General features: G+C 64.0%; 13 protein-coding genes. 2 read left to right on the top strand and 11 right to left on the bottom strand.

What is annotated here, in order from left to right:
* Positions 1–10: 10 nt before the first annotated feature.
* The 9 genes from MVA47_RS23660 to MVA47_RS23620 all read right to left on the bottom strand — a co-directional run bounded on the left by MVA47_RS23660 (position 11) and on the right by MVA47_RS23620 (position 6964).
* On the bottom strand, positions 11–268 hold the full coding sequence (locus MVA47_RS23660) for a response regulator transcription factor (RefSeq protein WP_247210107.1): 258 nt from the start codon (positions 266–268) through the stop codon (positions 11–13).
* A gap of 143 nt (positions 269–411) precedes the next feature.
* Positions 412–1503, bottom strand: coding sequence for a hypothetical protein (locus MVA47_RS23655; RefSeq protein ID WP_247210106.1), 1092 nt, complete (start codon positions 1501–1503; stop codon positions 412–414).
* Complete coding sequence (locus MVA47_RS23650) at positions 1485–2720, bottom strand: sensor histidine kinase (protein WP_247210105.1); 1236 nt, start codon at positions 2718–2720, stop codon at positions 1485–1487. The genes MVA47_RS23655 and MVA47_RS23650 overlap by 19 nt, the downstream gene beginning before the upstream one ends.
* Entirely contained in the window at positions 2687–3355 is a 669-nt protein-coding gene (locus MVA47_RS23645) for a response regulator transcription factor (protein WP_247210104.1), read from the bottom strand. Before MVA47_RS23645 ends, MVA47_RS23650 begins: the two co-directional genes overlap by 34 nt.
* Before the next feature lie 156 nt (positions 3356–3511).
* A complete protein-coding gene (gene menE / locus MVA47_RS23640; RefSeq protein WP_247211044.1) occupies positions 3512–4648 on the bottom strand; it encodes an o-succinylbenzoate--CoA ligase in 1137 nt (378 codons plus the stop codon).
* A 19-nt stretch (positions 4649–4667) separates the two neighbouring features.
* Complete coding sequence (locus MVA47_RS23635; protein WP_099383746.1) at positions 4668–5018, bottom strand: DUF3349 domain-containing protein; 351 nt, start codon at positions 5016–5018, stop codon at positions 4668–4670.
* 109 nt (positions 5019–5127) lie between these two features.
* Positions 5128–5436: a DUF3349 domain-containing protein gene (locus MVA47_RS23630; RefSeq protein WP_247210103.1), complete on the bottom strand. Its 309-nt coding sequence runs from the start codon at positions 5434–5436 to the stop codon at positions 5128–5130.
* Positions 5437–5449: 13 nt separating this feature from the next.
* The gene (locus tag MVA47_RS23625; protein WP_030165443.1) at positions 5450–5728 is read right to left on the bottom strand and encodes a hypothetical protein; all 279 of its coding nucleotides are present in this window, start codon (positions 5726–5728) and stop codon (positions 5450–5452) included.
* 3 nt (positions 5729–5731) lie between these two features.
* A complete protein-coding gene (locus MVA47_RS23620; protein WP_247210102.1) occupies positions 5732–6964 on the bottom strand; it encodes an inorganic phosphate transporter in 1233 nt (410 codons plus the stop codon).
* 213 nt (positions 6965–7177) lie between these two features.
* On the opposite strand from MVA47_RS23620, the gene MVA47_RS23615 reads away from it, so the two are divergent.
* A complete protein-coding gene (locus MVA47_RS23615) occupies positions 7178–8230 on the top strand; it encodes an LLM class F420-dependent oxidoreductase (RefSeq protein ID WP_247210101.1) in 1053 nt (350 codons plus the stop codon).
* Positions 8231–8677: 447 nt separating this feature from the next.
* Here the strand turns inward: MVA47_RS23615 and MVA47_RS23610 are convergent, their stop codons facing one another.
* Together MVA47_RS23610 and MVA47_RS23605 are read right to left on the bottom strand one after the other, a co-directional pair.
* Entirely contained in the window at positions 8678–8914 is a 237-nt protein-coding gene (locus tag MVA47_RS23610; RefSeq protein WP_247210100.1) for a hypothetical protein, read from the bottom strand.
* The gene (locus MVA47_RS23605; protein ID WP_247210099.1) at positions 8863–9606 is read right to left on the bottom strand and encodes a type IV toxin-antitoxin system AbiEi family antitoxin domain-containing protein; all 744 of its coding nucleotides are present in this window, start codon (positions 9604–9606) and stop codon (positions 8863–8865) included. Before MVA47_RS23605 ends, MVA47_RS23610 begins: the two co-directional genes overlap by 52 nt.
* A 438-nt stretch (positions 9607–10044) precedes the next feature.
* Here MVA47_RS23605 and MVA47_RS23600 point away from each other — a divergent pair, with 438 nt between their 5' ends.
* The gene (locus MVA47_RS23600; RefSeq protein WP_247210098.1) at positions 10045–10899 is read left to right on the top strand and encodes an oxygenase MpaB family protein; all 855 of its coding nucleotides are present in this window, start codon (positions 10045–10047) and stop codon (positions 10897–10899) included.

The following is a 10899-nucleotide window of genomic DNA, read 5'->3' as shown; positions in this document are numbered from 1 at the left end:
CCGAGACCGTTTACAACTCGTCGAGATCGATGTGACCGTCTTGTAGAGCGCGGGCGAGCAATGCCGCCTTTGTGTTCGCCGGACGACCCACCGACGCGTATTTCAGTCTGATCCGATTCACGTGCGTGCTCACCGTGGCGGGGGTGATGAACAGCGCTTTGGCCACTTCCGCTTTTGACTCGCGCATGACCCATTCGCGCAGAATTTCTATTTCGCGGGCGGTCAGTGGTGGGGCTGGTAGGGGTTTTGAACCGGTCAACGGCAACACCAATGCAGAGCTACTCCTCGGGCAGGCCACAGGCCGGAACTTGGGTCCCCCGACCCATCAGGAGAACTTATCGCGAGTGGCAACAACCCAACAGATATATCTTTTGGTGTCACACGAATAGGGGTCATCGTGAGCCTTGCAAACTATTCGTCTTCAATATCGGAGTTCGAAAACTTCACGATGTGATTGCCTTTTGACATCTTGCCTGATCTGTCAAGGTCTATGCGGCGGGTTCCGGAAACTCCACTGCGATAAATGGACAGGACCGTCGACCGGCCGGGTGGCAGCACGCGAATGCGCACGTCCCCGTCCCCCGCCTCGGCCAGTGCATCGGTGACCACGGTGCTGGCGCGGTCGCGGACCGTCGCGTCCGCGTCGTCGAGGCCCCCGTCGTCGATCATCAACACCTCGACGCCCCGACCGCGAGCCGCGCGTGCGGCCGCAGCCGTCGAGGGGGTCACCAGTGCTTGTGCTCGAAGCTGATCGCGCAGATGAGCTTCGAGCAGTTCGCACGATTGCCGCTCATGATCCGACAGAGGCGTGCCCGCGGCGATCCGTTCGAGCAGAGGGCGAGCGAGTTGATCGAGTTCGCGTAGCCGGACGTTGCGCTCGGATTGGGCCGCCGCAACGGCAGATGCCTCCGCCGCGCGCGTCATCGACTGCTGTCGGAGAGTGAAGATCGAACGGATCGTCGGGCGGACGGCCAATGCGAGCACGGTTACGACCGCGACCACGCCCGAGTTGTAGATCGGTGTGGTGGCTCCGGTCCACCAGCCCTGCTCGGTGAGCGCCGCCCAGGCGCCGTAGACCCCAACCGTGACGGCGATACTCGACCACGCGTATCGCGCGCGCCCGCGCAGACACATGAACACATAGATGATCGACGAATAGCCGGACACCCAGATCTGATTCGATGTCTCCAATGGCACCGGCACCACCGACAGCAGGAACGCCGCGGCCACGGGCGGCGACAACGCCAAGACGAGTGCCGCAGAATGAAGTAGCGGGTCGTGCGGCAACATGACCACGGCCACGGTCGCGGCGGCCATGATGAGAACGGCGACCACCTCGGGCCACATCGGTGACACTCCGGCGGTGTTCTGTAGCGCGCAGAAGGCCATCGCCAGCACCACCGCGCCCGTCAACCCCCGCGCCAGGCGGGTGTGCAAGCCCAGCACCTCGCGGACGTCGGTGGGACCTGTCGGTGTTGCGAGATTCATTGCGGTCGTCGCCATGTCAAATCGATGCGAGTGCCCTCGCCCGGCCGTGACGCGATTTCGGCTGAGCCACCAGGCAATTGCTTCATTCGTCCTCGGACGCTGACGGCGAGGCCGAGCCGGTGGCCGGGAACGGCCGCAGAATCGAACCCGAGGCCGTTGTCGCCGACCGTCACCCGGAGAAGATTGTCGCCGGCCCTCACCTGCACCGACCGGCGGGCACCCGGCCCGGCGTGTTGAACACTGTTGCGGAGGGCCTCGGCCAGTGCTGCGGACATCGTCCGAACGACGGTACCCGGGTAACGGGTGGCCGGATCGGCGGTTCCGTTGAAGCTGATCAACCGGATCGAGTCGTCGACTTCGCCGGTGGCACTGCGTAACTGACTGATGGCAGCGTCGACGTCGAACTCGGCTTGTTGCCGGACCCCGGATTCAAGGACCTCGAGTTTGGTGAGCGTGTCGGTGGCCTGTTCGACCAGTGCCGGTGACATGTCGTGGCGGGCGGCAGCCAGCAACGTGGCCATCACGCCGTCGTGGGTGAGTGCATCGAACCTCGAACGTTCATGTGCGCGAGCAACGTCCGCAGCGGCTTCGGCAGCAGCAGTGGCAGATTGGTGCCGAGTGGTGTCGAGGATGCGTCCCGAGCGAATCGCGGCTACTCCCATCGCGTAAGGCATCGCCGTGAGGCAGAAGCTCCAGGCGATCTCGACAGCGACCGGATTGCTGTGGTCCGACACGCGGACCACATCATTGACGAACTGCACCGAGACCAGGACGAAGAGCCAGTAGGGCAGCGACCACCGGACGCGCCAGGTCAGCGCAGCGCTGAAGGCGACCACCCCGTTGAACTGGGTGAACCACATTCCCTGCGCCACATCGAGTTGCACACCATTCCACACCAGTGGCCACGTGACGATGGTCAGTGCGTAGCCGATAACCACCGCACTCGATGCGGCCCGTACGGCACGAATATCCGGTCGGAACGAGGCAATGATCATCACGATCGCCGACCCGTATACGGAGAGCAGCGTGGCCACCGTCCACCACATCGGGACCACGTCGAGCGATCTCGTGATGACACTGCTCAGCCCGACGAAGCTGAGGCAGTAGCCGATTCCGAGATAGCGGCAGAACTGACGGAAGATCTTGTCGGCGGCTGATACGCCGCCTTCCGGATCAAAACCGGTCGCCGGAGTGCTGTTCAGCGCCGGAAGAGTCGCGGTATCGGAAGCCAACCGTCCTCCAATGCGCGTTTGTAGAGATCGGTCTTGGTCGGTGCCGGACGACCGGCATCGGCATACTTGCGGCGGATCCGGGACAAGTACACGTTGACGGTCTCGGTGGACAGACCGGTGAGCGATGCAACGCGATTGGCAGGCTCACCGGACGCATAGAGCTCCAGTACCTGCCGCTGACGCGGGCTGAGATTCACCTCGGACAGCGCCGGGTCGGCGTCGATGGCCGAAGCCCAGTCCATCGTCGCGACGGTGTTCCCGTCGGCTGCAGATCGGATGGCCTCCACCAGTTCGGTGTTGCGTACCGATTTGCGCACCACGCCGAGAACGCCGGCAGCGGTGGCGGCGCGAACGAGGTCGGGGTAGTCCGCCGTGGTGAAGACCAGCACCTTGATGCCGGCCGCGTGCAATTGCTCGACGTTGGATTTTGGCGTGGAACCGTCTTCGAGGCGCAGGTCCAAGATCACCAGATCGAGGTCGGTGGTGATGTTGAGCAAACCTTCCACGGTGCTCGCCCCCGCGGCAAACGTCATACCGTCGGAACCATTGATGATGGCAGCCAGTCCGGTGAGCTGGGACTCGAAGTCCTCCACCACACCGATCTTCCGTTCACGGTCACAACTCTGCTCATTCATCGCACTGCTGTTTTAGCCGGTTCCCCCGATTCATATAGTTAGTTTCACCCAACCAGTCGGGAACGGGTGACAAAGAACACGAATCGTAATGGGGTCGGAAAGCGGCGCCAGTCAGTCGGTTCTTGACGTGGCGCGGGCCTCCGAACCACCGCTGAATTACCGGCCGCGCCCGCTCAGTTGGCTGCGAAGTGCCGCACGATCCACCTTGCCTGGGCCCCGTCTGGGCAGGTCATCGACAAGGAACACTCGACGGGGGACGGCGGTCTTGTCCAGCTGTTTCGCGACGACTTCCTGCAAATCTTCGGTGGTGGCCAATGCGCCGGGAGAAAGAACAATCGCTGCGACGACCTGCTCCCCGAGCCTTTCGTCGGGTAAACCGAGAACCGCGCATTCGCTGACCGCAGGATCGGTGAGCAGGGCGGCCTCGACCACCTGCGGAACGATGGTGAGGCCCCCGGAGCTGATCGCTTCGTCGGCGCGGCCCAGTATCGACAGCGACCCGTCGGCGTTCAGGGTGCCGAGATCGTCGGTGCGGAACCATCCGGGTTCGGCGAATGCAGGATGATCTGGACGGCCTCGATAGCCGGAGGCGACCATCGGTCCGCCCAGCTGCACCCGGCCCGACGGTGAGCCGTCGATACGAATCCGGACCCCGGGCAGAGGCCGGCCGTCGTAGACGCAACCGCCGCAGGTCTCGCTCATCCCGTAGGTGCGCACGATCGGGATGCCGGCGTCGATCGCTCGTTCGCGTAGCGGCGCCGGGGTGGCGGCCCCGCCCACCAGGACGGCGTCCACGCCGCGCAGGGCGGCCACAGCCGACGGGTCGGCGAGCACCTTGATGAGCTGGGTGGGCACCAGCGAGGTGTATCGACGCGGGCCTGGCAACTTGTCCACCCCGGCGATGAGGTCGACCGGGTCGAATCCATCGGCAACATCGAGCGTCACCGGATCGAATCCGGCCCGCATGCTCCGCAGCAACACCTGCAGCCCCGCGATGTGATGAGGAGGCAAGGCCAGCAACCACGCCCCCGGCCCGCCGAGGTACTCGTGTGTGGCATCGATCGAGGCCTTCACCGAAGCAGCGGAATGCATGGCGCCTTTCGGGGTGCCCGTGGTGCCCGACGTCGCGACCACCAGCGCCACATCGTCGTCGATCGGTTCGCCCGCGCCGAGAGCCGCAGTGAGCCGCCGGGTTTCGGCCTCGTCGTGGGTGGGCACCGGTAGGTAGGAGCCTTCGCCATCCAGAAGTCGTTGCAGCGCATCAGTATTCGTAGATGCGGCCGACAGTGGCAGTGGTTCGAGCGGACGTCGGTCAGCCACGGGGTCGATCATCACCCGGCTGCTCGGGGGTCGGGGCGGGGTCGAACGGCCACCCCTGCTCCTCCAGATGCGCGCGGATCCGGGCGACGTCGGCTTCGAACGGCAGTTCGTCGGTGATCTTGGTGATGAGCACCCCGGCGTCCACTGCCTTGATGGGTTCAGGCCCCTCGTTGGTCACCTGGCCCTGGTGAATCAACTCTCGTGAGACTGCCTTCACCTCGTCCTCGGACAACTGTCGGCGCAACAACGCCACCAGCGGGACGTAGTCGCCGGACGGCACACCGTTCGGGTACCCGGCGCGTAGCCAGTTGACGACTCTCATCAAGAACTGCGGGCGATCCACTACGCCTCCTTCCGGGCATCAAAACCATCGACGAACAGCGACGGACCAGCCGACCAGATTCTACTGCGACCACCTGCAGGTCGCGTCCGGGTCGATCGGTCCGAAACGGTCAGGGGTTGGCCAATGGCCATCCGGCAGCGGCGAGGCGGGCCGAAACACGTTGCACCTCTTCGCTGTCGGGTTCGACACGGGTCACCTCGGCCACGGCGGCACGGATCTCCGCTGTGGTGGGTGCCGGACCCGAGATCTGGTCGTGCAGGTTGTCAACCACTTTGTCGAGCTGCTCATCGGTCAGTGATCGACGGAGCAGAGCCAGCACGGGGTGGTAGTCGCGGGGCGGGATCCCATCGGGGTAACCGCTGCGCAGCCAGTTCAAGACCGCCTCGAAAGGGTTCTCGTGCTGCGTGCTCGTTGTCATCGGGACGCGTCTCTCACTCGGCGAAGGGGAAGAGGGTGATGCCGAAGTAGTAGTCGATCGTCTCGCGGGTGATCCACAGGATTCCGGTGACGATGACGGCCGCGATGAAGGCGAACAGCAGGTACGCAACGTATTTCAGAGCCGGGTTGCCCGAGGATGCTGTGCCGTCGGCGTGGTTGTCGCCCGCACCCGCAGAGTGCAGACGCAACCCGACCGCGAAGATCGCAGGCAGTCCGGCACCGAGGATGAGCCCGACCACCAGGACCTTGAAGATTGCCTCAACGGTTTCCATCGATCACACCTTCTCGGTTTCAGCGCGGGCGGCGGCAGTCTCGGGCGGGACGATGCTGCCGGTCTTCTCGTCCCACTCGTCGTTGACGTTGTTGGCGTCCACTTTCTGTTGCTGTGCACGCCAGTACATGTACCCGGCGAGTGCGACCAGGACGAGGAAGATGACCACTGCTCCGGCTGCGCCGCCGATGATGTCGGCCACGTAGTAGCTCAAGGCGCCCACAAGACCCGCCGACGGCAGGGTGACGATCCAGGCCACTGCCATCCGGCCGGCCACCGACCAGCGGACTGTGGCGCCCTTCTTGCCGACGCCCGAACCGAGGATCGATCCGGTGGCGACCTGGGTGGTCGACAACGCCATACCTGCGGCGCTGGAGGTGAGAATGATTGCCGCAGAAGAGGCTTCAGCGGCCATGCCCTGGGGCGACTCGATCTCGACCAGGCCCTTGCCCAGGGTGCGGATGATGCGCCAGCCACCCAGGTAGGTGCCGATGGCGATGGCCGCTGCACAGCTGAAGACGATCCAGAACGGGAGGCCGTGCTCCACGCTCGATGCGTCGAGGTGGCCGCTGGCGATCAACGCCATCGCGATGACGCCCATCGTCTTCTGGGCATCTCCGGTGCCGTGGGCGAGAGAGACCAAGGAGGCCGAGGCGATCTGGCCGGCCCGAAAGCCTTGTGCCTTCTTGTTTTCCGCAACCTTCTTGGTGAGTGCGTAGATCACCCAGGTGCCAACGGCAGCCACCACGCAGGCGATGATCGGGGCCATCAGAGCGGGGATCAGGATCTTCGACGTGATGCCGTCCCAGTTGACGCCGGAGGTGCCGATCGCTGCCATGCCCGAGCCGATCAGTCCGCCGAACAGGGCGTGCGATGAGCTGGAAGGCAGACCGAACAGCCAGGTGAAGAGGTTCCAGAGGATGCCGCCGATGAGGCCGGCGAAGATGATGATTATCGCAGTCTCGGCATTCAGACCGGCGATGAGATCGCCCTTGTCCTCACCGCTCGTCTGCTGGATCTTGAGCACGTCCTTGGTGATGGTCGCGGCGACCTCCACCGAGAGGAACGCGCCGACCAAGTTCAGTATCGCGGCGATGCTCACCGCGGTTTTGGGCTTCAGCGCGCCGGTGGCGATCGACGTCGCCATTGCATTTCCGGTGTCGTGGAAGCCATTTGTGAAGTCGAGTCCCAGTGCTGTGATGACCAGCAGCACAAGAATCAACATTTCTGCGCTCATGAGTACTGATTCTGAGGCTGAGCTGAGGATTCTGTCGAAACGGACATGCTATGAAGAACACCACTGAACTGGGGTTTCATTCAGTAAACCGGGCGTGTTCACCCAATGTTCATGTGGCGTACGCCGAGTCGCCACACCCCTGGATCGCCTTCGCGCGCATATGAAACACTTCTGAGGAAATGTCTCGCAACGTCGCGGTCCGTGGGAGGACACATGAAGATCGGCATGGCCATCAACTACTCGGGAGATTTTGCCGAGACCATCGATAACCTGATCGATTTCGAGAAGGTCGGCCTCGACCGGATCACGGTGCCCGAAGCCTACAGTTTCGACGCTGTCAGCCAGCTCGGATACATCGCCGCGCGGACTTCGACGATGGAACTCGCGACCGGCATCCTGCCGATGTATTCACGTACTCCCACCAACTTGGCGATGACCGCGGCCGGGCTCGATTACATCTCCGGTGGACGCTTCGTGCTCGGCATCGGCGCGTCCGGTCCGCAGGTCATCGAGGGCTTCCACGGCGTCAAGTACGACGCCCCGGTTGGCCGCGCCCGCGAGAACGCAGAGATCTGCCGAATGGTGTGGCGGCGCGAGCGCACCGAGTACAACGGAAAATACTACAAATTGCCGTTCACCAAGGAAGACGGCGGCACCGGCCTCGGCAAGCCGCTCAAGATCATCAACCACCCTGTGCGCGAGCGAATCCCGATGTTGCTGGCAGCCATCGGCCCCAAGAACGTGGAGCTGGCGGCCGAACTCTTCGAGGAGTGGCAGCCGATTCTCTTCCATCCCGAGCACCTGTCGGTGGCGTTCGGCGACGCCCTGGACAAGGGCAACGCCAAGCGCGCGCCCGAACTCGGCAAGCTGGGCATCTCGGTGAACACCACGGCGCTGATCACCGACGACGAAGAGCAGCGCCAGAACGCTCTCGCCTTGGTCAAGCACCACGCCGCGCTGTACATCGGCGGCATGGGCGCCCGTGGCAAGAACTTCTACAACGACCTCGCCGTCCGCTACGGATACGCCGACGCCGCCAAGGAGATCCAGGACCTCTACCTCGACGGCAAGAAGCAGCAAGCCGCGGCAGCCGTCCCCGACGACCTCGCCTCCGGCATGTCCCTCATCGGCCCGGCGAGCTTCGTCAAAGAACGCCTCGCCGCCTTCGAAAGCGCCGGGATCACCACGCTCCTCGTCGCCCCCGCCACACCCGGCCATGCCGATCAGGTCGAGCAAATTCGTTTGCTGAAAGAGTTCGTCAGTTGATCTGACGGTTTACGCGCTTGCTCGGTCTGTGGGTCGAGCTTGTGCGGGTTTGTTGAGCTGCTCGGCTGGCCCGCTCGGGGTTCTCGTCGTTGCTCGGTCTGCGGGGCGAGCTACCTCGGGTTTGCTGAGCGAGTCCGCCGGTGCGTTAGCGTTTCTCGCGTTTGCTGAGCGAGGCCGGCCGGTGCGCTCGGGGTTCTCGCGTTTGCTCGGTCTGCCAAGCGAGCAAACGCGGGTTTGGTGCGCGGGCTCGCTGAGCTGCTCGCGGTTCTTGTGTTTGCTCGGTCTAGGGGGCGAGCGTTCGCGAGTTTGGCGAGCTGGCTGGCTGAGCTGCTCGGGAGTCTTGTGTTCGCTCGGTCTGCCGCGCGCGCTTGCTCGGGTTTGGTGTGCGAGGCCTCTGGTGTGCTCGCGGTTCTCGCCTTTGCTCGGAATCCAGTCCCTTCGGCGCCATCAGCGAAGTCCGGCGCGAACCATGGCCTGGCGGAGGATCTCCGGTAGACGGCCGGCTTCGAGGTCGGCCCACGTCCACCGGACGACTTCGAGGCCGAGTTGTCTGAGCCGGTCCTCGCGGATCTTCTCGGCAACCACAACGTCGTTCGGCGTCTGCCCTGGCGCCATCAGGCCCTGCCCGTATTTCACCAAACCGTCGAACTCGCCGACCAGGCGACCATCCCACTCGAAATCCACTCGGGCCACGAAACCCCTGTCGGAGTGTAGAATTCGCGCTGGAGCCGCGGACGCGGGATGTCGCGGCTGGCCAGCATCTGCGCCCGACTCCATGACTCTCCGACGGTCTCAGCCAATTGGTCGGCGGCCGCCAACGCTGTGCGAACTGGTCCGACGCCGCGCTTGGGCCCGCAGGATTCGACCATCGCAGACATCACGTCTCGGTCGGCGCCCGCTCTCAGCGCGCTGTCGAAAGTCACCAGCGCCTGATCGAATGACCCTGCGAGTGCGGTGTCGACCGCCGTGCGCTCGAGGCTGGTCAACGCAATCCCATCGACCTCGATGACCTCACCCGGAGCAGCCTTTCCGGCGTGCAAGTGCCGCCGGGTCTCGATGCGTCCGCCGCCGATGCGCCCGTTCAGCAGATGCACCCGTGCGTGGGAGGGCTTGAGGAGCGGGAGCTCATGCAACAAAGCTGCGGATGTGTGACTGACCACCAGCGGGTGGTTGCAACTTCGCGCGGCCGCGATCACACGGAGCCGGGCCAGCGCGTCGTCCGACAAATCGCGTGATGTCCTCACGTACGCCCCGTGCCAGATTCGACTGAGCATCCCGCCGCGAATGGCGCGCTTGATGTCGTCGTCGGAATACCCCAATGCGATGACGTCGCGGCGCCAGATCAAACCGTCGCCGTCTTCCATGAATTCCCCCATGAAGCGATTGTCAGTGACCTGATGGACCCGCCACCCCCGTCAGGCGGTGCTGATGGGGACAACCACGGAACTGTGGATAGGCGTAGTGAATCGATGAGCTGCTGGTGGGTTGGCGACGCCGGTGCGCTCGGGGTGCCAGGATCTGCGCAGTCTGCGGGGCGCGCGTTTGCGGGTTTGGTGGGCTGGGGTTCTGGTGCGCTCGGGGTTCTGGGGTTTGCTCGGTCTGTAGGGCGAGCATTTGCGAGTTTGGTGCGCGGGGGTTCTGGTGCGCTCGCGCTGCCAGGATTCGCTCGGTCTGCAGACCGCGCGTTCGCGGGTTGGGTGAGCCAAGCCCCGCCCGGTCCCCACGAACGACCAAAGACCAACACCACCCACCGCCATTGCCCCACACCACCCGCTAATCTGGAAACACCTGTTATCAGATAGAAGGGTGGATGGATGAGCCAGAACGGTCAGAGGATGTCCCGGGAGGAGATGGACAGCCTCGACAGCAGTGTGTTCGCCAGGTCGTTGTTGTCGATGGGCCGCACGATGAGTACGTCGAACGTCATCATGCAGCTCGCCAATCCGGCGGTGGGTTATGGCGTGGCCAGGAGCAAGGTGGAGAACGGGCGTCTCGATCGGCATCCGATCAAGCGGGCGCGCACCACGGGGGCATATTTGGCGGTGGCGGTGTTCGGCAACGCCGAGGACCGCAGCCGGTTTCGACAGGCCGTCAATCGGCAGCATGTACAGGTCAGGTCAGACGACGACAGTCCGGTGCCGTACAACGCCATGAACATCGACCTGCAGTTGTGGGTCGCCGCTTGTCTGTACTTCGGCTGGGAAGACATCTATGAGCGGGTGCACGGTCCACTGACCGGTGAACTACGCGAGCAGTTCTATCAGCAGGGCAAAGTGTGCGGAACCACCTTGCAGATGCCGGCCGAGGCCTGGCCCGCCAACCGGGACGCGTTCAGCGAGTATTGGGATGAGCAGACCGCGACGATCTCGATCAGCGACGAGGTCCGCGAGTTTCTCCTCGGGATCGCGAACTTCGACTACGCGCACCCCGCCATCAAGAAGCGGTACGGTCCGGTGAAATATCGCCGCACCATCGGGTATCTGCCGCAACCCTTTCGGGAGGCTTTGCGTGTCCCGTGGACCCAGGCCGACCAGGAATGGTTCGACGACTACGTTGAGAAGCTGGCCGAGAAGGAGCGTCGGACCCCGCTGTGGCTCTCGCAGTTGGGTTTTCGTCTACTGCTCTGGGATGCGCGGATGCGCAGCCGACTGGGCCGACCGCTGGTCTGA

It is taken from the genome of Williamsia sp. DF01-3, from assembly GCF_023051145.1.
Taxonomy (GTDB): domain Bacteria; phylum Actinomycetota; class Actinomycetes; order Mycobacteriales; family Mycobacteriaceae; genus Williamsia.
Note: the sequence above shows the minus strand (reverse complement) of the source record. Positions and strands in the feature narration are given on the sequence as shown.

Coding starts and splice junctions, on each gene's coding strand:
- MVA47_RS23625 (WP_030165443.1), bottom strand. CDS start 5,728: ATGGAAACCGTTGAGGCAATCTTCAAGGTCCTGGTGGTCGGGCTCATC.
- MVA47_RS23620 (WP_247210102.1), bottom strand. CDS start 6,964: ATGAGCGCAGAAATGTTGATTCTTGTGCTGCTGGTCATCACAGCACTG.
- MVA47_RS23645 (WP_247210104.1), bottom strand. CDS start 3,355: ATGAATGAGCAGAGTTGTGACCGTGAACGGAAGATCGGTGTGGTGGAG.
- MVA47_RS23630 (WP_247210103.1), bottom strand. CDS start 5,436: ATGACAACGAGCACGCAGCACGAGAACCCTTTCGAGGCGGTCTTGAAC.
- MVA47_RS23655 (WP_247210106.1), bottom strand. CDS start 1,503: ATGGCGACGACCGCAATGAATCTCGCAACACCGACAGGTCCCACCGAC.
- MVA47_RS23615 (WP_247210101.1), top strand. CDS start 7,178: ATGAAGATCGGCATGGCCATCAACTACTCGGGAGATTTTGCCGAGACC.
- MVA47_RS23600 (WP_247210098.1), top strand. CDS start 10,045: ATGAGCCAGAACGGTCAGAGGATGTCCCGGGAGGAGATGGACAGCCTC.
- MVA47_RS23605 (WP_247210099.1), bottom strand. CDS start 9,606: ATGGGGGAATTCATGGAAGACGGCGACGGTTTGATCTGGCGCCGCGAC.